This window comes from Kitasatospora sp. NPDC041988 (assembly GCF_055588525.1).
In genome coordinates, this window is record NZ_JBVJCO010000003.1 from 87,830 (window position 1) to 107,684 (window position 19,855).

20 protein-coding genes, 1 pseudogene and 1 riboswitch are annotated in these 19,855 nt (G+C 75.1%); of the genes and pseudogenes, 8 read left to right on the plus strand and 13 right to left on the minus strand.

What is annotated here, in order from left to right:
- Window positions 1–118 precede the first annotated feature (118 nt).
- Window positions 119–481, plus strand: coding sequence for a hypothetical protein (locus tag ACZ6NC_RS05065; RefSeq protein ID WP_465729095.1), 363 nt, complete (start codon window positions 119–121; stop codon window positions 479–481).
- Between the two features lie 209 nt (window positions 482–690).
- On the opposite strand, the gene ACZ6NC_RS05070 is transcribed toward ACZ6NC_RS05065, so the two are convergent.
- The 11 genes from ACZ6NC_RS05070 to ACZ6NC_RS05120 all read right to left on the minus strand — a co-directional run bounded on the left by ACZ6NC_RS05070 (window position 691) and on the right by ACZ6NC_RS05120 (window position 12,449).
- Complete coding sequence (locus ACZ6NC_RS05070; protein ID WP_465729097.1) at window positions 691–1,299, minus strand: TetR/AcrR family transcriptional regulator; 609 nt, start codon at window positions 1,297–1,299, stop codon at window positions 691–693.
- A 133-nt stretch (window positions 1,300–1,432) separates the two neighbouring features.
- Window positions 1,433–2,785 carry an MFS transporter gene (locus tag ACZ6NC_RS05075; RefSeq protein WP_465729099.1) on the minus strand — a complete coding sequence of 451 codons (1,353 nt, stop codon included), beginning with the start codon at window positions 2,783–2,785 and terminating at the stop codon, window positions 1,433–1,435.
- Window positions 2,786–3,025: 240 nt separating this feature from the next.
- Window positions 3,026–4,495: a hypothetical protein gene (locus tag ACZ6NC_RS05080; RefSeq protein WP_465729101.1), complete on the minus strand. Its 1,470-nt coding sequence runs from the start codon at window positions 4,493–4,495 to the stop codon at window positions 3,026–3,028.
- 262 nt (window positions 4,496–4,757) lie between these two features.
- Window positions 4,758–5,930 carry a magnesium and cobalt transport protein CorA gene (locus ACZ6NC_RS05085; protein WP_465729103.1) on the minus strand — a complete coding sequence of 391 codons (1,173 nt, stop codon included), beginning with the start codon at window positions 5,928–5,930 and terminating at the stop codon, window positions 4,758–4,760.
- Window positions 5,931–6,305: 375 nt separating this feature from the next.
- Window positions 6,306–6,479, minus strand: a riboswitch (M-box (ykoK) riboswitch).
- Window positions 6,480–6,626: 147 nt separating this feature from the next.
- On the minus strand, window positions 6,627–7,658 hold the full coding sequence (locus tag ACZ6NC_RS05090) for an ATP-grasp domain-containing protein (protein WP_465729105.1): 1,032 nt from the start codon (window positions 7,656–7,658) through the stop codon (window positions 6,627–6,629).
- 183 nt (window positions 7,659–7,841) lie between these two features.
- A complete protein-coding gene (locus ACZ6NC_RS05095) occupies window positions 7,842–9,455 on the minus strand; it encodes an MFS transporter (protein WP_465729107.1) in 1,614 nt (537 codons plus the stop codon).
- Window positions 9,456–9,604: 149 nt separating this feature from the next.
- Window positions 9,605–9,889, minus strand: a complete 285-nt coding sequence (locus tag ACZ6NC_RS05100) for an SHOCT domain-containing protein (protein WP_465729109.1) — start codon at window positions 9,887–9,889, stop codon at window positions 9,605–9,607.
- A gap of 62 nt (window positions 9,890–9,951) precedes the next feature.
- Window positions 9,952–10,413, minus strand: a complete 462-nt coding sequence (locus ACZ6NC_RS05105; protein WP_465729111.1) for a DUF6325 family protein — start codon at window positions 10,411–10,413, stop codon at window positions 9,952–9,954.
- A gap of 334 nt (window positions 10,414–10,747) precedes the next feature.
- On the minus strand, window positions 10,748–11,506 hold the full coding sequence (locus ACZ6NC_RS05110) for a class I SAM-dependent methyltransferase (RefSeq protein ID WP_465729113.1): 759 nt from the start codon (window positions 11,504–11,506) through the stop codon (window positions 10,748–10,750).
- Window positions 11,507–11,571: 65 nt separating this feature from the next.
- The gene (locus ACZ6NC_RS05115; protein ID WP_465729115.1) at window positions 11,572–11,781 is read right to left on the minus strand and encodes a hypothetical protein; all 210 of its coding nucleotides are present in this window, start codon (window positions 11,779–11,781) and stop codon (window positions 11,572–11,574) included.
- A gap of 23 nt (window positions 11,782–11,804) precedes the next feature.
- On the minus strand, window positions 11,805–12,449 hold the full coding sequence (locus ACZ6NC_RS05120; protein ID WP_465729117.1) for a lysophospholipid acyltransferase family protein: 645 nt from the start codon (window positions 12,447–12,449) through the stop codon (window positions 11,805–11,807).
- Window positions 12,450–12,892: 443 nt separating this feature from the next.
- Between ACZ6NC_RS05120 and ACZ6NC_RS05125 the strand changes: the two are divergent.
- From ACZ6NC_RS05125 to ACZ6NC_RS05135, 3 genes and pseudogenes are all read left to right on the plus strand, one after another.
- Window positions 12,893–13,156, plus strand: a pseudogene (locus tag ACZ6NC_RS05125) (phosphatase PAP2 family protein); the annotation flags it as partial.
- A 457-nt stretch (window positions 13,157–13,613) separates the two neighbouring features.
- Window positions 13,614–14,171, plus strand: a complete 558-nt coding sequence (locus tag ACZ6NC_RS05130) for a diacylglycerol/lipid kinase family protein (protein ID WP_465729119.1) — start codon at window positions 13,614–13,616, stop codon at window positions 14,169–14,171.
- Between the two features lie 260 nt (window positions 14,172–14,431).
- A complete protein-coding gene (locus ACZ6NC_RS05135; protein WP_465729121.1) occupies window positions 14,432–14,641 on the plus strand; it encodes a hypothetical protein in 210 nt (69 codons plus the stop codon).
- A 104-nt stretch (window positions 14,642–14,745) separates the two neighbouring features.
- Here ACZ6NC_RS05135 and ACZ6NC_RS05140 read toward each other — a convergent pair whose 3' ends face one another.
- Both ACZ6NC_RS05140 and ACZ6NC_RS05145 read right to left on the minus strand, forming a co-directional pair.
- Window positions 14,746–15,972 (minus strand): glycosyltransferase, encoded by a 1,227-nt coding sequence (locus tag ACZ6NC_RS05140; RefSeq protein ID WP_465729123.1) that lies wholly within the window; start codon window positions 15,970–15,972, stop codon window positions 14,746–14,748.
- Window positions 15,969–16,775, minus strand: a complete 807-nt coding sequence (locus ACZ6NC_RS05145) for a MerR family transcriptional regulator (RefSeq protein WP_465729125.1) — start codon at window positions 16,773–16,775, stop codon at window positions 15,969–15,971. The genes ACZ6NC_RS05140 and ACZ6NC_RS05145 overlap by 4 nt, the downstream gene beginning before the upstream one ends.
- 256 nt (window positions 16,776–17,031) lie before the next feature.
- Here ACZ6NC_RS05145 and ACZ6NC_RS05150 point away from each other — a divergent pair, with 256 nt between their 5' ends.
- The 4 genes from ACZ6NC_RS05150 to ACZ6NC_RS05165 all read left to right on the plus strand — a co-directional run bounded on the left by ACZ6NC_RS05150 (window position 17,032) and on the right by ACZ6NC_RS05165 (window position 19,762).
- Window positions 17,032–17,178, plus strand: coding sequence for a hypothetical protein (locus ACZ6NC_RS05150; protein WP_465729127.1), 147 nt, complete (start codon window positions 17,032–17,034; stop codon window positions 17,176–17,178).
- Between the two features lie 106 nt (window positions 17,179–17,284).
- Window positions 17,285–17,671: a VOC family protein gene (locus ACZ6NC_RS05155; RefSeq protein ID WP_465729129.1), complete on the plus strand. Its 387-nt coding sequence runs from the start codon at window positions 17,285–17,287 to the stop codon at window positions 17,669–17,671.
- A gap of 178 nt (window positions 17,672–17,849) precedes the next feature.
- Window positions 17,850–18,893, plus strand: coding sequence for a hypothetical protein (locus ACZ6NC_RS05160; RefSeq protein WP_465729131.1), 1,044 nt, complete (start codon window positions 17,850–17,852; stop codon window positions 18,891–18,893).
- Between the two features lie 302 nt (window positions 18,894–19,195).
- On the plus strand, window positions 19,196–19,762 hold the full coding sequence (locus tag ACZ6NC_RS05165) for a DinB family protein (RefSeq protein ID WP_465729133.1): 567 nt from the start codon (window positions 19,196–19,198) through the stop codon (window positions 19,760–19,762).
- Window positions 19,763–19,855: the final 93 nt, after the last annotated feature.

Here is a 19,855-nt window from a genome sequence, read left to right on the forward strand (position 1 = left end):
GGGCGAGGCGGCGGATCCGCAGGCCGGATCCGACGCCACTGACGCCGTTTCACCCGGTAGCTCCCCCGGTCACACCATCACCGGGGAACATCGGACCCCACTCGTCTAGGCTGCCCGCATGAGAGTCCAACTGACCCGGGACAGCGTCGCGATGGGCGACGACGTGTCGGCGCCGCACGCCGGAACGCTGGACGTTCCGGACGGCACCTCCGTCCAGTCGCTCGTCGACGGGATCCTGGCCTCCGGCTACCTCGCCTCCATCGCCGGCGGGCGGGCCACCTGGATCGCGACAGCCGGTGACGGCGCGCCGCTCGCCGTCCTCGCCCAGCAGTGGAAGGCCTCTCGGCTGCTCCCGGCCGGCGCGGCCCCGCTCACCGCCTTCGCCGGCCCGGACGGCACCCTGCCACTGCACTTCGACTACCGGGCGCAGCTCGACCCGGAGGCCGAGTTCGCCCGCCTGGCCGGCGAGGCCGCCGGGTAGCACGGCCTCTCGGGGGCTCCGCCGACAGCTGTGGACCGCCATCGCCCCGCTCCTCGCGCTCCCCCACGGCTGCCCCTCACTGCCCCCGGCTCGCCGGTCCCCCGGTCCCCCGGTCCCCGGTCCATCGAGCATCCCGGCCCGGACGCACGAGCGCCGGCCAACGAACGTACAGCGAGCCCGAGTTGTGACTCGGCCGGCGACCGCCCGCGCTACCGCCCGTGCGGCGAGTACGGGGCGAGCAGGCCCAGGACCGTCGAGGTCAGGGTGGCGGCCGCGTCCTCGGCCGGCAGGCGGCCACTCTCGATCTCGCCGATGAGGGCGTGGACGAGGGCGTAGATGCTGGTGATGAGCCAGGGGCGCGGGAGGTCGCGGCGGAAGGCGCCCTCGTCCTGGCCGCGGGCGATCAGGTGGTCGAGGCGTTGGAGGACGGGGTCGTGCCGGCGCCGGACGTCCTCCGGGCCGAGGTGGCGGACGGCGGCGGCGTGGAGGCCGGAGAAGCGTTCGAGGAGGTGGGGCGTGCCGAGGAGCCGGCCCAGGGCGTCGGCCGCCGGGCCGGTCTCCAGGCCGACGGTGTCGGCGGCGGCGTCGATCTCGGCGAGGGTGCGTTCCAGGAGCGCGTCGAGCACGGCCTCACGGGAGTTGAAGTGCCCGTACAGGGTGACCCGGCCGACGCCCGCCGCCTTCGCGATCTCGGTCATCGTCGCGTCGGGGCTGCGGCCGAAGCAGACCAGGGCGGCGTCGAGGATCGCGGTGATGCTGCGTTCCGCGTCGGCGCGCCGTGCGGTCGGCGTGCGGCGCGGGCTGTCGGTCGGTGTCATGGCGGCAGCCTACGCGGGGATCGGGTCGGGCCCCGCGGAGCTCAGGCGCCCGCCGGGCCTGCGGCGTCAAGTGCCCGCCTGGCCTGCCGAGGCCGGGTGGGACCCGGCGGGACCCGGCCGGGCCCGGCGGGGCTCAGTGGGCGAACACCGGGCCGTCGGTCGCCTCCGGCCGGCCCGGCGGTACCAGCCGGAGGGCGAGCGCCGCCGTGACGACGGCGGTGACCGCCGCTACCGCGAAGGCTGTGCGGAGGCCGGACAGGCCGTCGGTGCCGGCGAGGCTCGATCCGGCGAGGAGCGAGGCTAGTGCGACGCCGAGGGCGCCGCCGAGTTCGTGGCCGGTGTTGACGAGGCCGGAGACCAGCCCGGCGTTGTCGTGCCCGACGCCGTTCATCGCCGTCGTGGTGGCGCTGACGAATCCGGCGCCCAGCCCCACCGCGAGCAGCGTGAACCCGGGCAGGAAGTCCACCACCGCACTGCCGTCGCCCGGCAGCCGGGCCAGCAGTGCCGCACCCGCGCCGGCCACCGTGAAGCCGGTCACGGCGGTCGGCCGGAACCCGAACCGGCCGAGGGCGTGGGCCGCGCCGTGCGCGCCGACGATCGTGCCGACGGCGGCGGGGAGGAAGAGCAGTCCCGTCCCGAGCGGGGTGCGGCCGAGTCGGTGCTGCACGTACCAGGAGGAGAGGAAGAAGCCGGCGAGCAGCAGGCCGGAGGCGAGGAGCATGAGCACCGTTCCACCGGTGACCCGCCGGTCCCTCAGCAGGCCCAGCGGGAGGAGTGGTTGGGGCACCCGGCGCTCGACGAGCACGAAGGCGGCGGCGGCTGTCGCGGCGGCGGCCAGCGGGGCGAGGACGCCGGGGCTGCGCCAGCCCGCCTCGCCCGCGCGCACCAGGCCGTAGACGAGCAGCGCGACGGCGGCCGTGCCGGTGACGGCGCCCGGGAGGTCGATCGCGGGCGGCCGCGGCTCGCCCTGGGGCCGGGGAGCCTGGGCGGGGACGAGGCGCGGCAGGAGCGCCAGAACGGCGAGGCCGACGGGGACGTTGACGAAGAAGGTCCAGGCCCAGCCGGGCCCGTCCGTCAGGATGCCGCCGATGAGCACGCCGAGCGCCGCCCCGCTGCCGCCGACCGCGCCCCAGATGCCGAGGGCCCGGTGGCGTTCGGGCCCGTGGAAGGTCGTGGTGATGATCGACATGGCGGCCGGGGAGAGCAGCGCCGCGCCGACGCCCTGGGCGGCGCGGGCGGCGATCAGGGCGCCGCCGCTCCAGGCGAGCCCGGAGAGCAGCGAGGCCGTGGTGAAGACCGTCAGTCCGGCCAGGAAGGCACGCCGACGGCCCAGTTGGTCGGCGAGCCGCCCGCCGAGGAGCAGCAGTCCGCCGAAGGTGAGTGCGTAGGCGGCGACGACCCAGGTCAGGCCGGATCGGCCGAGCGCGAGGTCCTCGGCGATCGACGGAAGGGCTACGTTCACGACCGTCACGTCGACGATCAGCATGAACTAGGCCGCGCAGAGCAGTGCGAGCGCACGCCACCTCGCCGGGCCGGGGACGGGGCCGGCGTGCGGCGGCGCCACCGGGTGGCTGTGGGCGTGCGTGGGTCCGTGCGTGGGTCCGTGCATGAAGAGCCCCCTAACTCGAACAGTTATGTTCGGTTTAGGTTAGCCACGGTCGACCGATAAGTCGAACACCTTTGTTCAGTTTGATGCGGCCGGCCCCTCCGCGCACCCGTCCACGCCCTACCGGTACTCCCGCAGTCGCGGGCGGACACCCACCGCCGTCAGGGCGAGCGCCGCCGCCAGCACCAGCGCGCCGAGGGCGGCCGTGGTGGTGTCGAGGTCCGAGTCGGTCGCCGCGACGGCCTCGTCCATGGCCCGGGCGTTGACGTCGAGGGTGTCCCCGATCGCGCGCCCCAGCCGCTCGAAGTCGTAGTTGGACTGCCCGGGCGCCAGGCCCGTGTTGAGCGTGACCGCCTCCTTCAACCGCCCGGCGTCGCGCAGTTCGCGGATCCGCCGGTCGTCCAGCTGGTACGCCTGGAACGCCGCGAGCACCCGCTCGGCGGCCTCCTGCTCGCCGGGGAAGGTGACGTTGCGCAGCTCGGTGCCGAGGAAACCGCCGAACGGGACGACCGCATGGTCGGCGCGGTGGCGGCCCGCGGCGGTGGCCAGAAGGGCGTTGTAGTCGGCGAGCGTCGCACCGTCGACCCGGGCGACGGCCTGGGTCTTGTCCAGGAAGCTCTGCTGGTACGCGGCGGCGCGGGCCGGGTCGGTGAGGTAGCGGCTCTCGTCGGCGTTCAGGTCGTACGCGACCGCGCGGGCCCGGCTGAGCGCGATCACCGAGTCATAGGCATTGCTCTTGGCGACCACCAGATGCTCGTCCGCCCGGGTCACCAGGTGGAGCCCGACCGCCAGGGCCACGGCAGTCAGCAGGGTGACGACGGCGAGCGGCGGGTTGACCAGGCGGCGGTAGCGCACCGTCAGCAGCCGCTGGAGCCCGGCGAGGGCGGCCAGCGCGAGCAGGCCGGTGCCGAGCAGCCACCAGCGGCCGGTGGCGAGACCGGCGCGTCCCTCGTTGTAGACGCGGTCCACGGTGGCGCCGCTCGCCGCGCCCACCTCGTCGGCGGCGGGCAGCAGCCGCTGCCGCAACAGGTCGGTGGCCTGGCGGTAGGCGTCCAGCGCGGCCGGGGAGGGCTGCCCGGCCGGGGCGCCGGCCTGCTCCTCCAGCAGTTCGGCGCGGGCCACCAGCGCTTCGTAGCCACCGAGTTGGCCGAGCGCGGTCTGCACAGCGCGTTGTCCGGCCGGGTCGCCGGCCGCGGCCTCGGCGGCCCGCTGGAGGTCCGCGTCCGCCTGGGTGCGGCGCTGCTCGTAGGTGTCGAGCGTCTGGCGGCGCAGCGGCGCGAAGTCCGGGTCGGCGCCGAGCAGCAGGAGGTTGGCGGCCTGGGCGTCCATGTCGCTGAGCGCGAAGTAGAGGTCCGCGGCGCGGGTTGCCTGCGGGGCGTCGCGGTGGCCGATGGTGTCGGTGTCGGCGCGGGCGCCGGTCAGCACGGCGGCAGCCGCTGCGCCCGAACCGAGCAGGGCAGCCAGGCAGAGCGCGGTGAGGGCGCGGACCAGGCGCGGGGTGGTCCAGGGCAGCGGCCGGCCGGCGCGGAGCCGGAGGACGCGCGCCGTGGTCGCGGCCCGGGGTGCGATGGCGGCCGGTCCGGGCGCCACCTCCCCCGGTGGGCCTGTCCTGCCCGAGCCGGCCATCGTGCCCGCACCCGCTGTACCCGAACCCGCCGTGGCCATGGCCGCGCGTCCCCCTCCCCCGTAGAACGGCCCCGCTCGTGCTCCCCCACGAAGCAGAAGCGGAACCGTTTCCTCACCACCGACGCTATGCCCGGGCGATCGGGGGCCGGGCCGTCCTGACGCCTCCTTGACGCCGCCGGCCCTCCCTCTTGACGCCTTCTTGACGCGCGCCGGCGGTGAGACCGGGTCAGAGCCAGTTGCGGCGCTTGAACACCAGGTAGAGCCCGGTGCAGACGAGCGCCATCAGGGCGATCGCGAACGGGTAGCCGAAGGCCCACTTCAGCTCCGGCATGCGGTCGAAGTTCATGCCGTAGATCGTTCCCACCAGCGTGGGTGCGAACAGGATGGCGGCCCACGAGGAGATCTTCTTGATCTCGTCGTTCTGCATGTGCCCGGCCTCGGCGAGCTGCTTCATCTCCTCGTTCTGCCGCTGCGAGACCAGGGTCGCGTTGACGGTGAGGATGTTCTGCAGCATCTGCCGGAAGCCGTCCACCCGCTCGGCGGCGTAGGTGGCGTGGTCGGCCACGTCGCGCAGGTAGCGCTGGAGCTCGTCGTCGGTGCCGTACTTGCCGAAGCCGGCCTCCAGGCTCTTCATGATCTCCAGCAGTGGCCGGGTGGCCCGCTGGAGCTCGATGACCTCGCGGGAGAGCTCGTAGATGCGCCGGGAGACTTGCGGGTCGCCGCCGAACACCTCGGTCTCGATCTCGTCGATGTCGTGCTGGAGTCCGGCGATCACCGGCGCGTAGCCGTCGACCACCGCATCCAGCACCGCGTACAGCACCGCCTCGGGGCCGAGTGCGAGCAGCTCCGGGTCGGCCTCCAGCCGGCTGCGGACGGCGGACAGGTCGGGCGCCTGCGAGTGGCGCACGGTGAGGACGAAGTCGGGGCCGACGAAGAGGTGGATCTCGCCGAAGTCGACCTCCTCCACGTCGTCCAGGTACCGGGCGGCGCGCAGCACGACGAAGAGGGTGTCGCCGTAGCGCTCCAGCTTGGGCCGCTGGTGGGCGACGATGGCGTCCTCGACGGCCAGTTCGTGCAGGCCGAACCTCTCGGCGGCCTCCAGCAGCTGGGCCTCGGCTGGCCGGAACAGCCCGATCCAGGCCATCGTGCCGGGCTTGCCGGGCAGCTGGCGGTAGACGTCGGCCAGGCCGGCCGGCTCCCCGACCCGGTGGCCGTCGCGGTAGACCGCCGCGTCCACGACGGAACGCTCCAGCGTCACCGGCTCGGTGGGCTGCTCGTGCCGCGGGTCCATCGAGTGCTCGGGCGCCGGCTGGGCGTCACCGCTGCCGGCGGTGGCGGTGACGGGACGGGAGAACGGACGCTTGCTCGCGCGCACGGCGCGCACACGCCAGTCGGACATGGCGGGTACCTCCACGGTTCGGTGGCCGCCGCTCCGGGGACCGTGGTCGCCGGGCGGGGCAGGAAGGGGAGGCGCCCGGCCGTCCTCCACCGCGCACGGCGCCCGGCCGCGCGGCGGCGCCCGAGATGTCAGCGGGCGGCGCGGCGGCAGGAGGCGGGAGCGGTACGGGAGGAGGGGTGCCGGGTGCCAGGAGATGAGGGGGACATCCTGGGACGGGGCCGACTTCGGCCCGGACTACTGGAATCCACAGCTCTCACCTCCTTGCCGTCGGGCGCCCGCACACCGGGTCGCCGTTACCGGGCCTTCATCGCCGTTACCGGGCCTTCAGGAGGATCCACCCCGCGCGGCCACGGGCACACAGGGCCGCGGGACGGGTGGGCACCCCTGATCTCGTCAGAGCTTTGGCACGCCACGGCGTAGCACCCGGGGGTGCAGCCACTTGGGGTCACCCCTTAGGCCGGGGAGACCTGTCCTGAACCTGGGCGTCTCTCGACGTCGTGGGGTCAGTGGCCTGTGTCCATGGCGACGCCTCACCGAACGAGGTGCCTTCACAACCTCACCGAGTCTAGTACCCTCCCGGCCCTCCCCTCGACCATCCTCCCTCCGGCCGGGGGCCGGGAGCCGACCGGGCGGGGACGGTCGCGGACCGGGCGGGGGCCAGTCGCGGACCGGGAACGACGCCTCGCAGCCGGCCCGCTACCGCGGCGCGAGGTGGGCCGCGGCGTACGGGACGGCGACGGTCTCCAGGCCGCCGACGGTGCCGAACACCGGGTGGACGTTGACCTCGAAGACCACCCCGCCGTTCTCCGCCGCGAGGTCCACCCCGGCCAGCGGAAGGCCCAGCGACTTGGTCGCGGACACCGCCAACTCGGCGAGTCCGGCGGGCAGTTCTGACTCATTCAGCAGGGTGGAGACGGCGCCCTGGCACTCGTTGCAGGGCGCGTCCGGGTCCGGCTGCACATGCTCCACCGCGCGGACGACCCGCCCGTTGAGCACCACCACACGGTACTGGTGGCGACGGCCGTCGGCGGTGAAGTTCCCGGCGTCGCGGGCGAGCAGCCAGTCGGCGCCCGCCGCGGCGTAGTGGCGTGCGGCGGCGGCGAGTTGGGCGAGGGTGGTGACGTGGAAGACGTCGTTGCCGCCCATGCCGACGGTCGGGCGTGCCCAGACGTCTCCGCCGAGCCGGTCGAACGCCTCGGCGGCGGCCTCGGGGCTCGGCCGGGAGAGCGCGATGGTGGGCATCTGCGGAATGCCGTCGCGGGCGAACCGCTCGACGGTGCGGTTCTTCTCGGTGGCCGCCCGCCAGGCGTCGGTGTCCGTGCCGAGCGACCGGGCGCCGTACTCGCGCAACTGCCGCTGGCACGCCTCGAAGTCGCGGCGCCGGTGCGGCGGGATCTCGTAGACGAGCACCGCCTCCGCCGTCACCGCGACGCCCTCGGCGGGCACCTCCAGACGGACGGCGCCGCCGTGTCCGGACCAGCCCGGTGCCGCGCCGTCCGGCGTGACGCCGTCGTGCTCGGCGTCGTCGTGCCCGGCGCCGCCCTGCCCGGCGCCGTTCTGCCCCGCGCCGTCCTGCACCGCGCCGTCCTGCCCCGCCCGGATGATCCGTCCGGTGCCGCCGGTCATGAAGTGCCGCGCGTCGAGCTGGACGGGCTCTCGGCCGGTGAGCAGCCGTACGGCGGCGGACAGGGTCTCCCGGCTACCCTCGGTCGAGCTGTGATCGGTCATCAGAACGAGCTCGCGTGGACCCATGCCGTCATGGAAGCGCTGCCCCGCCCGTCCCGGCAAGACCGCCTATCCCGCCGGTTCCCGCCCCGCTGGCCGAAACCACCCGGTCCGGCGTCCGACCGCACGGGGATTACCGCGTGGCGGTCGGTCGTACCCTGCTGCCCCGGTTCCCGCCCGCTCCGGTCATTCCCCGTGCGGCGGGGCGCCGGCGGCGGCTCGGCGCGGGACGGACCGGGACGGAAGGTTTCCGGTGAACAGGAAGCTCGCGGCGGTGATCCCGGCACAGGCAAGGACGGCGGCCTTGAGACCGGTGATCTGCGCGTCCTGGTAGGCCTCGACGATCGCGGCGGCCTCCTGCGGCGGCACATCGGGCCGCCCGGCCAGAGCCGTGGCCACCTGGTCGGCGGGGACGAAGGAGACGCCCGCCTCGACGTGGACGGCCGCCTGCCCGGCGACGGCCTCCGAGATCCGCGGATCGCTCTCGATCCGTCCGGTCACGGACCCGGCCAGGGCACCGATGAGGATCGCGCCGATCAGCGCCGTCCCGAGCGAGGAACCGAGGTTCTGCGCGGTGTACTGCAGGCCGCCGGCCTCGCTGCGGTCCGCCTCTCCGACGCTGGACTGCACGGTGTTGCCGAGCTGGGAGGCGAGCATGCCCATCCCCAGGCCCAGCAGGGCCATCGACCCGGAGAACGAGGCGCCCTCCAGATCCGGGCCGATCGCGGTGATGAGCCACAGGCTGGAGGCCAGCAGGACGAGCAGTCCCGCACGGACGATGGCCCGCGGTGAGGCGATGCGCAGCAGCAGGGAGCCGCACATCGACGCGCCGAGCATGGTGATCGAGACCGGAAGGAGCCGGAGCCCGGTCTCGAAGGCGTCGAGCCCCTGGACGACCTGAAGATAGAGCGGGATGACGAAGAACGTGCCCAGCAGGATGGTGTTCTGGTTGAACAGCGTCGCCAGCCCCGCGCGCAGCGGCCGGTTGCCGAACAGGTCGAGCGAGACCAGGGGTTCGAGGCCGTGCGCTTCACGACGGCGCTGGTGCACGCAGAACAGGTACAGCAGCAGGCCGCCGAGCGCGACGACGAACAAGGTGGGGGCGAATCCGAGGACGGTGAACGGCGGATTGCGCGGAGTCACCCAGCCCCAGGTGCCGCTCTGCAGCACCGCGAGGACGATCAGGGCGAGGCCGGCCGCCGACAGCACCACACCGCCCGCGTCGAGCCGGACGCGGTCGGCCGGCGCGGCCTCGGGCGGGATCCAGCGCATCAGGAGCAGGATCAGCACGACGAGGACGACCTCACCGGCGAACACCAGCCGCCAGGTCAGGTACGTGGTGACCCAGCCCCCCAGCAGCGGGCCGACGGCGATGCCCGCGCCCGCGACGCCGCCGATGACGCCGTAGGCCGTGGCCCTGGCGCGGCCGGTGTAGGAGCCGGCCACCAGTGCGGCGAGAGCGGGCAGGACCAGGGCCGCACCGAGGCCCTCGATGACCGACCAGCCGATCGCGAGCATCCAGACGGTGGGCGCGACCGCGGTCAGCGCGGACCCGACCCCGTACACGACCAGGCCCAGGGCGAACATGCGGCGCCGGCCGAACATGTCGCCGAGCTTGCCGCCGGTCAGCATGAAGGCGGCCATCACCAGCGTGTACAGGGTGATGACCGCCTGGATCGCGGTGACCTCGGTGTCGAAGTCCTCGACCAGCTGGCTGATCGAGACGTTCATCACCGAGGCGTCGAGCACCATCACGAACTGCGCGATCGCGAGCACGATCAGGGGCTTCCACCGGTCCATGTCGGCTCCAGGTCGTCCGTGCGGTCGTCCGGCACGGGCCCGCGCCAGTGGCGGGCCCGGCCCCGTGGCGGGCCCGCCGGATGCCGTCGGTACGGCGTGTTGCAGGTCTCGGTCGGCGGCTCTGGCGGCGGCTCAGCCCGCGCCCCGTGTCAGCCGCCGAGGATGCGGGCCTTCTGGGCGGCGAACTCCTCCTCCGTGAGGATGCCCTGTTCCTTGAGGGCGGCGAGTTCCTTGAGCTGGCTGACCTTCTCGTCCATGGAGACGGGTGCCGGGGCCGCCGGGGGCGGCGGCTCGGTGTAGGCCTGCTGCTGGGCCGCGGCCGGTTCCTGCTGGGCCCAGCGGCCGGCCTGACGGCGGGAGACGCGGTTGGAGACCGCGGTGGCCGTTCCGGCGACGACCGCGGTACGAGCGACTCCCCGAAGTAGTCCGGGCATGGCTTCCTGCCAGTGGTGTGAGAAAGGGACGGTACGAGTATCGGACCTGTCGTTGCGGCCGGTCAGGTCGTGGAGTCGAGCACCTCCAGCGCCTCGATGACGTCCTGGACCGGAACACGGCCGCCTGCGATCATGCGGGCCCCCGCGCGGCGCAGGGCCGCCGCCAGGGGCGCGGCCCACAGGTTCTCGTAGAGGAGGACGGCGGCGGAGTCGCCGGGCGCGAGCAGGGTCCCGGCCTCGGTGAGGTCGCCCTCGTCGAACAGGCCGGAGGAGGCGCCCTCGAAAACGGTGAGGTCGAGCTCCCCGTCGCCGGTCACGTCGGCCAGCTCGAGTCCGGTCACCGTGCCGTCGTCCTGCTTGGTGACGAACGTCAGGTCGAGGATCCGAATGATGCCGCGATCGACCAGGTCGACCAGGAGCGGCATCCCCTCACCGGTCAACCGGCTGCCGGGGAATTCGATGACCACGTAGTCGATGGGGCCGGGTTCGTCCAGCTCGCCCGATCCGCTGGGTTCGTTGCTCACAACAGCTCCTGGATTCCTGGGCGGTGAGGCCGGGTGACCGGGACCGGGGCGCGGATGGCCCCGCCGAAGGGGGCACACGGTGGCGGGCGGCCGGCGCATCCGCGCGCCTCGGCCAACCGCCCTCGATCCGCACGCCACTGCCCGGACCGGCGGCCTCGACCGGTTCGGGCCCGGGGCCGCGGCCGGGAGCCACACGGACCCGCCCGTCAGGCCGGCCCCTCCCACCAGGCTAGCCCGCCGTCCCGAACCCGGCCTCACCTGTCGGGGGTGACCCGGGCGCCCGACCGGAAGACGGAAGACCTGGAGACCCGAAGACCGACGACAGGGTGCCGGCTCAGACCGGCTTGCGCGCCTCGAACAGGACGCGGGCCGAGTACGCGACGAACGGCCCCTCCGCCCGGATCAGCGCGTCGAGTTCGCGCAGCCGGTCGCGGTAGGCGTCGACGGTGAAGCCGGGCACCATCCAGATCACCTTCCGCAGGAAGTAGACCACCGCCCCGATGTCGAAGAACTCGATACGCAGCCGCTCCGACCGCAGGTCCACCACCTCCAGACCGGCCGCCCGCGCGCCGGCGCTCTCGCCGTCGGGGTGCCGGCCGAGGCGCGCCTCGGGCTGCGGCCCGAGGAAGTACTCGACCAGCTCGAACACCGACGCCGGCCCGACGTGCTGCGCGAAGTAGGTGCCGCCGGGCTGCAGCACGCGGGCGATCTCCGCCCACCAGACCGTCGCCGGATGCCGGCTGGTCACCAGGTCGAACGCCTCGTCGGCGAAGGGCAGTGGCGGCTCGTCCGGGTCGGCGACCACGATCGCGCCCCGCGGGTGCAGCAGCCTCGTCGCCTTGGCGATGTTCGGCGGCCACGACTCGGTGGCGACCATGGCCGGCGGGAAGCTCCCGGCCCCGGCCAGCACCTCGCCGCCGCCGGTCTGGATGTCCAGTGCGGCCGAGGCCGATCCCAGCCGCTCCCCCAGCAGCCGCTGGTACCCCCAGGACGGCCGCTGCTCGGTGGCCCTCCCGTCCAGCCAGGAGAAGTCCCAGCCGTCGACGGAAACGGCCTCGGCCTCGGCAATCAGCTCTTCGAACGTACGCGACATACCCGCATCATCCCGGCGCCCGACCGCCCCGGCCAACCCGTTTTTCGCCCGCCCGAACCGGGTCCTCACCGGCTCTGACGTCCTGCGCCGGGTGAAGATCGCCGGGTGAAGATCCTGCTACCTGCTCGCGCCCCGTCCGGGCGACGACGGGTCTCTGCCGCGTAGACCAGGGCGGTCCGGCCTTCCTCGGGCGTGGCGTACTGGTCCAGGACCAGACGCTTGCCGGCGGCGTCCACCTGCAGCCGCTGGCCCCTGGCCTTCCACACCTCGCCCATGCCGCCGCCTCCCGCCCGCCCCGTCAGCGGGCCGCGGCCTCCGCTGCCACCTGCCAGGCCGCCGTCACCGCGCCGTGGACCACCGCCGTCGCGGCGACCGGGTCGCCACCGAGCCGCAGCGGTGCGCCGAGGTGGACGTGCAGGGACGGCCGGCGGGCGGGGGCGGTGGCGAGCCCGGCCAGCTGCTTCAGCGCGCCGCCGGACGCGACGCGGCGGGCGCCGGCCTGGCCGAGTGGGACGACGGGCGCGCCGGTGGCCGCCGCGAGCCGGGCGAGGCCGGTGCGGAACGGGCCGGGCGGCCGCTCGCCGGAGTCGCGGCGCCGGGGCAGCCCGCCCTCGCCGTAGATCAGCACCACGCGCCCGGCGGCGAGCGCGTCGGCGGCCGCGTCGAGGGCCTCGGCCGCGCGCCCGGTACCGCGGTGGACGGGGATGTGCCCGTCCCGCCGCAGCAGCCGGCCGAGCACCGGCGCGTGCCAGAGGCCGGCCGCCGCGAGCACCACCGGCCGCGCGTCGAGGCGGCGCAGGGCGGCGAGCACGATCGCCGGGTCGGCGAGCGCGGTGTGGTTGGCCGCGACGATGCTCCCGGGCGCGAGGGCGGCGCCCGGGTCGGCGGTGACCCGCAGGGTGCCGACGGCGGGGACGAGGAGGGCTGCGGCGCGGCTGAGCATGGCGGTGACGTGTTCCTCCGATGGGCGGATGAGCTGCCGACCAGTCTTCGCCGCACCCCGGCGCCGCACCTGAGTACCCGTACTCAACCGGATACTCGACCCGGGGCCACAACGGCCGGGGGAGAGGTCGGCGCTCCGCACGCAGCCCACGGCCCTGACGAACTCCGCCCCGCCGAGCCGGCGCTCCCCGCCCCGGGGCCGCCACACCTGCCGACCCGCGCCCGTCGCCCTAGGCTCGCCGTATGAGGCGACTCGATGCGGTGGACCGGGCCCTGTTCGACCGGGTGGCGCTGGCGCGCCTGCGAGGCACCCGGCCGTGGCTGCGCGGGCTGAGCCATGCCGCCGACCACGGGGTGCTCTGGCTGGGCACGGCGGCCGTGCTCGGCGCGGTCGGCGGGCGGGAGGGGCGGCGGGCGGCCCTGCGCGGGATCGGCTCGCTGGCGATGGCCTCGACGGCGGCCAACATCGCCGCCAAGCAGCTGACCCGGCGGCCCCGCCCGGTGCTCGACCAGGTGCCTGCCGTCCGGCGGCTGCTGCGGCAGCCGGTGACGACCTCCTTCCCGTCCGGGCACTCGGCCTCGGCGGCGGCCTTCGTGACCGGCGTCGCGATCGAGGCGCCGCTGCTGGGCGCCGCGCTGGCACCGGTGGCGGCGGCCGTCGGGGCCTCCCGGGTCTACACCGGGGCGCACTACCCGGGTGACGTGCTGGCCGGGTTCGGGCTCGGTGCGGCTCTGGCGGCGGTGACCCTGCGCTGGTGGCCCCGGTCGAACGACCGGCCGCCGCCCGCCGGCCCGCCCCGCCGATCGGCCCCGGCCCTGCCCGAGGGGGCGGGCCTGTCGGTGGTGGTGAACAGCGGCTCCGGCGGCGGCGCCCTGCTGCCCGCCGACCCGGAGGAGACGGTGGCCGGGCTGCGCGCCCTGCTCCCCCGGGCCGACGTGCGCCTCTGCGGCCCGGACGACGACCTGCCCGCGCTGCTCGCCGAGGCCGCCGACCGCGCGGCCGCGGCCGGCGGCGCACTCGGGGTCTGCGGCGGCGACGGCAGCGTCCCTCGCCGCCTCGCTGGCTGCGGAACGCGACCTGCCACTGGCCGTCTTCCCCGGCGGCACGCTCGACCACTTCGCGCTGGACCTCGGGATCGACACGCCCGAGGCGACGGCAGAGGCGGTGGCGGCCGGTTCGGCGTGCGGGGTCGATCTCGGGCTGGCGGTGGACGACACCGGGCGGCGGGTCTTCCTGAACACCTTCAGCCTCGGTGTCTACCCCGAACTCGTCCGGCTGCGCGAGTCGTTGGAGGGCCGACTGGGCAAGTGGCCGGCCCTCGCGGTGGCCGTCGCCCGGGCCCTGGCCGCCGCCGAACCGGTCACCGTCGAGGCCGGCGGCCGCAGCCGCCGTGTCTGGCTGCTGTTCGCGGGCAACGGCGCGTACGACCCGCCCGGGTTCGCCCCCACCCGCCGGACCGGCCTGGCCGACGGCCTGCTCGACATCCGGGTGGTCGACGGAGGCAGCCCGTTCGCCCGCACCAGGCTCACCGCCGCCTTCCTCTCCGGCACCCTCGCCCGTTCCCGCGTCTACCACTCCGCCCGGCTGACCGCGCTCGGCCTCGACTCGCTCGGCACCGCGGACCGGATCGCCGTCGACGGCGAGAGCGTCCCGGCGGCCGGCGCACTCCGGCTCGCCAAATCACCCAACGGCCTGACGGTGTACCGGCCTTCGGGCCTGTAGAGCGCCAGGGCGGCGCCCGGGCCGCTTCGGGGCGGTGGGCCCGTCCGCCGGGCACCGAGGGTCGACGGCGGCGAGGGCAGCGGCGGCCGGCACCGATCCACTCCCCGCCCCCAGCGGTTTCACCACCCTCCTCGGCGTGGGGGCGACCAAGCCCTCCCCGGGACGACACGCCAGACTCCCCGTCCGAGTGACATTCCCCCCGGGGCAGCGCCGCGAGTCCCTACCGTGCAGAGCAAGTTGGCCCACGAAGGGATTACGCCATGTACCGCACCGTCCGCACCCTCGCCGTCCTCCTCGCCGCCGTCGGCGCCGCCGCGGCCGTCCCGGCCCAGGCCTTCGCCGACGGGCCGACCGTGACCACCACGACCATCACCGTCATCGGCACCGCCAACCAGCTCGCCGGCGGCGACATCTTCAACACCGGTGGTGACAACGTGGTCGGCTCCTTCAACGGCAACGGGCCCTCCTGACGCCCCGTTGCACCCCGCCACCGCCCGCGCCCCCTCCGGCGCGGGCGGTGTGGCATGTGCGCAAGACGCTCCGCTGCGCCGAAGATGCACCGCCGGACCGCAAATCACCCGCCGGCGAGCCTCTCGACCGCCTCGCCGACCCGCGCCGCGCCGTCCTCACCCGCCATCGCCCGGGCGGCGGCCCGCGCCCGCGTGCGGCAGGACCCGCCCTCGACTGCCTGCCGGATGCCGGCCGCGAGGCGGTCGACCGTCAGCTCGGCGAACGGGACGGGCGCGGTGGCGGCCCCGAGGCGGGCCAGGCGGGCGGCCCAGAACGGCTGGTCGGCCATGACGGGAACGGGGACCGCCGGCACGCCCGCGCGCAGGCCGGCGGCGGACGTGCCCGCGCCGCAGTGGTGGACGACGGCGGCGGTACGCGGGAGGAGGTGGGCGTGCGGGAGTTCGCCGACGGTCAGGACATCGTCGCCGGTGGCGGCCAGGCCGGCCCAGCCGGACTGGAGGACGCCGCGCACGCCCGCCCGCCTGAGTGCCTGGACGGCGAGCCCGCCCAGCCGTTCCCCGTCCCCGGCGGCCATGCTGCCGAAGCCTACCAACACCGGCGGCGGCCCGGCCTGGAGGAAGTCCTCGACCTCGCGCGGAAGTTGATGGTCCGACGGTGCACAGGGCCACCAGTTGCCGACCACCTCCAGCCCCGGCCGCCAGTCCGCCGGACGGGGCAGCAGGGTGGGGCTGAAGCCGTGCAGGACCGGCCAGTTCTGCTGTTCCCGACGGCGGCGCTGCGCGCTCTGCGCGAGGGCGGGCAGGCCGAGGCGCTCGCGCAGGCGGCGGGCCGCGTCGGCGTGCAGGCGGTCGACGACGCGCTGGCCGAGCGCGCCGGCCGCGCGGTTGCCCCAGCGGCCGAACGACCGGGTGCCGCCGACCACCGGGGGGAACTCGCCGGTGGGCAGCACGGGTTGCAGGTACACGCCGATGCTGGGGAGGCGCAGGGACTCGGCGAGGTGCCAGCCGAGCGGGGCGGTGGTGGCGGAGAGCAGCAGCAGGTCGGCGCCGGGGGCGACGGCATCGGCGAGCCCGTCGCCGAGACGGTCGATGAAGGCGGCCGCCTTGGCGAGGAGGGACGAACGCCTGCCACCGGCCTGGCCGCCGGCCGGATCCGCCCGGGGATCGGCCGGGAGCGGGCGGAAGTCGAGACCGCTCCCGCCCACCAGCGCGGCGAACTCCTCCGGTGCGGCGAGGGCCACCTCGTGGCCGGCCGCGCTCAGGTGGGCGCCGAGGCCGGTGTAGGGGGCGACGTCACCGTGCGAACCGGCCGCCATGATGAGGATCCTCACTGCTCGCCCCCGGGGTGGGCCGTGGTGGCGCCGCCGGCCAGGCGCCGGGCGTTGGCGCCGATGGCGGCGCGGAGGTAGGGCGCGAGGCCCGGCTGCTGCTCCGCCGGCGGGACGACCAGGGCGAAGGCCCGGGCGTCCGCCTCGTAGTCGTCGGCGATCCGGCAGTGCATCTCGGGCGGGCATGGGGTGAACCAGCGGCCGATGTGCTGCCGGTGCTCCTCCGCGAGGTCCAGGACCTGTTCGCTGTCGGGAGCCGCGCCCTCCGCGAAGGCCGCCAGCAGCTGGGTGCGCCAGGCGGCGGCCTCGGCCATCAGCCGGCGCCAGTCCTCCTTGGAGTGCCCGGCCGCGCGGGCCAGGGCCTGCTGGTGGCCCTCGCGCTCGCCCCATTTGAGGTGGGCCTCGGTGGCGTAGCTGAGGTCGAAGACGACGTCCCCGAACACCTCGAACCGCTCCTCGGGCGTCAGCTCGACGCCGGTGCGCCGCACTTCGATGGCCCGCTCGGCGACCTCGACCAGCTTCTGCAGCCGGGTGATCTGCTCGGCGAGGGCCTCGCGCCGGGCCCGCAGGTGGTCGACGGCGTTGGCCTGCGGGTCCGCCAGGATGGTGGCGATCTCGTCGAGCGGGAAGCCGAGCTCCCGGTAGAAGAGGATCTGCTGGAGCCGGGCCAGGTCGGCGCTGCTGTAGAGGCGGTAGCCTGCCGGGCTGCGTTCGCCGGGCGACAGCAGCCCCGACCGGTCGTAGTGGTGCAGCGTCCGTACCGTGACCCCGGCAAAGCCGGAAACCTGTCCGACCGACCAACTCATCCGTCCCACCTCGTACCCGTGTTGGCGCTGTGCCCTTGCTCCCCTCACGGTCCGGCCTGACGTGGGGTCAGGGTCAAGGCTCGCAGGTCGCGGACACGAGCCCGGGCCCGGCCGGGCCCCGCCGGGCGGACCCGCCGCCCCTGCACTGACCGGGCCCCGCCGGGCGGACCAGACGCCCCTGCACTGACCGGGCACTCCTGCTCCGAGCCCCGTCCACCCCGAACACTCTCCGTAGCCAGGTTCTCCACGCGCCGAGATGGGCCTGCGCACGACGCCCGAGGAGGCGCGGCGGCGCCACCTCGTCCAGTCGCTGCTCCAGGCCGAGGGCATGCCGCCGGCGGGCGGCCCGCAGCGGGCCCGCACCGCCGAGGTGACCTCCCCTGGCACCTCGCGCCGGGCCTGACACCCCCGCCCACCGACGGCCCCGCCGCACCCACCCCGCCGCCCCCGTCGCACCGGCACCGCGCGCCGCCGCGCCGAGGTCCCTAGCCTGGAAGGAGGAGGAGGCGATGGCAATGCTTGGAGACGCACCGCTGGTGGCCATCATCCCGGCCGCCGACATGGCCCGGGCGAAGAGCTTCTACACCGACACTCTCGGCCTGAAGCTCAGCGAGGAGACCCCGCAGGACCTCATCTTCGAGTGCGGCGGGACGGAGTTCGGCCTCTACGAGACGCCGAGCGCCGGGCAGGCCGCCCACACGCTGGCGAGCTTCAAGGTCGCGGACCTCGATGCCGAGATGGCGACACTGCGCGGCCGCGGCATCACGTTCGAGGAGTACGACCTGCCGGGGCTGAAGACCGTCAACGGCGTCGCGGAGGCCGAGGGCATGCGCGCGGCCTGGTTCAAGGACAGCGAAGGGAACATCCTCTGCGTGAACGAGCGGACCAGCACATAGCCCCCGCCCACCCCACGCGGCACCCGGCCGCCGGGCCTCCCGCCCACCGCGGGACCGTCCCGGCGGCCTCCTGCTTCCTGTGGGCGACAGCTCTGCCACGACGGGGAGCCGCGGCGGCCGGCCCGGCATCGGCCGCGTCCGTTCGCGCGGTGGGCGGGCTGTTGCTCATAGTGGGGGCGTGAGCGACTTCCCCCGCGCCCCCGGGCGGCGGACGGTGCTGGCCGGCGGGCTGGCGGTGCTGCTCGGCGCGGCCGGCTGCGGCAGCGGCGGCCACTCCGCAGCCCCGTCGACCGGCCCCGCCACCCCGGCCACCTCGTCCGGCACCCCTGCCCCCGCGGCTTCCCCGGCTACGGCGGCTCCTTCCGCGTCTCCCTCCGCCGCGGCGGCGCTGCCCGCCACCACGCCCTGGGAGCCCGGCCCGGGCGAGGTCAGTCCGGACGTCAAACGCCGTGCCGTCGAGGTCGTCCAGGCCCTCGGGGCGTGGGGCGCCGGCGGCCAGGGCGCTGCGGCGGCGCAGCAGCGGGTGGCGGCACTCGGGCTGCCGGCGGCTCTCGCGGACCAGGCCGGGGCCCTGCTGCCCGCCGCGCCGCAGGCCGCGCTCCAGGTGGTCGACGCCCAGTACGGCGGGATCCTCACCGACTCGGCGAGCGTGCTGGTGGTCTGCCGGCAGTGGACCCTGGCCGCCGACGGCACGCTGACCCCGGGCGGCACCACGGTGGACGTACGGCTCAGCCGGGCCGAGCCGCGCTGGACGGTCACCGCCCTGCACCCGGCCGAGCCCGGGCAGGCCGCGGCCACCCTGCCGACGGCCGCCGGGCTGGTCCTCGCCGAGCAGCGCATCCAGCTGCCGCCGGCGGCCGTCGCGGACCTGCGCAGCGGCACCATCCACGACAGCGTGCTGCAGGCGATGCTGGCCCTCGCCCGTGACCACACCTTCCAGGTCACCGTGGTGCGCTCCGGCCACCCGCTGGACGTCTTCGGCACCACCCGCCCCAGCGACCACCCGCAGGGCCGGGCCTTCGACACCTGGCAGATCGACGGCCATCCGGTCGTCGACCCGGCCACCCCGACCGACCTCGTCGACGGCTTCATGCGTGCGGCGGCCGCCGCGGGTTCCTACAACGTCGGCGGGCCGCGGCAGTTGAGCGGCGGCCGCACCGCCAACCAGTTCTTCTCGGACCCCACCCACCGCGACCACGTCCACGCCGGCTTCCTCACCTGAGGCCGGCCCCGGCCGCCCGTCCGGAGTGCCGGCCGCGCCGAACACCGGCCCGCCGTCCAGGCCCTCCGCGCACTCGGCGAGCGGACCAGCCCAGCCGACCCGGTGGTCACGGCCCCGTACCTGGGTCACTACGAAGGCGGAGGCGGATACGAGCTCATCCAGGACTGGAGACGGTGCGCCGGACGGTCGGACTGCGGCAGGCGACGTTCTCCTGATCTTCTGTCAACTAGGACATGATCTGACCCACATGGCCCCTATCGTAGTTCTCGGCCAGGAAAACATGACCTACGAAGGCGGAGACCATGACCGACACCACGACCGGCACCGAGCAGACCACCCCCGAGCAGGCCGGCGCCGCGGCCGGCGGGGAGCGCGCCGACCTGCTGGCGGTGCTGGGCAAGCACCGGCACTTCCTGCGCGTCACCACCCGCGACCTCACCGACGAGCAGGCCGGACTCCGCACCACCGCCAGCGAGCTCTGCCTGGGCGGCCTGATCAAGCACGTCAGCTCGGTCGAGCGCGGATGGGTCGACTTCATCCTGGAAGGCCCGACGGCGCTGGGCGACTTCAGCGCCATGACCGAGGCCGACTTCGCACGGCGGGCCGACGAGTTCCGGATGCTGCCCGGCGAGACCCTCGCCGGTGTGCTGGCCGACTACGCCGACACGGCCCGCCGCACCGACGAGCTCATCGCCGTCCTGCCCGACCTGGACGCCTCCCACCCGCTGCCGAAGGCCCCCTGGTTCGAGCCCGGCGTGCGCTGGTCGGCCCGGCGGGTGCTGCTGCACATCTGCGCCGAGACCGCGCAGCACGCCGGCCACGCCGACATCATCCGCGAGGCCCTGGACGGCTCGAAGACCATGGGCTGACCGCCCGCACCCGGCCGAGATGCGGCCACGACCCGGCCCCTGCGCGCTTCGGCGCAGGGGCCGGGGGAATGCCGGAGCGGGGGACGTCGGCGG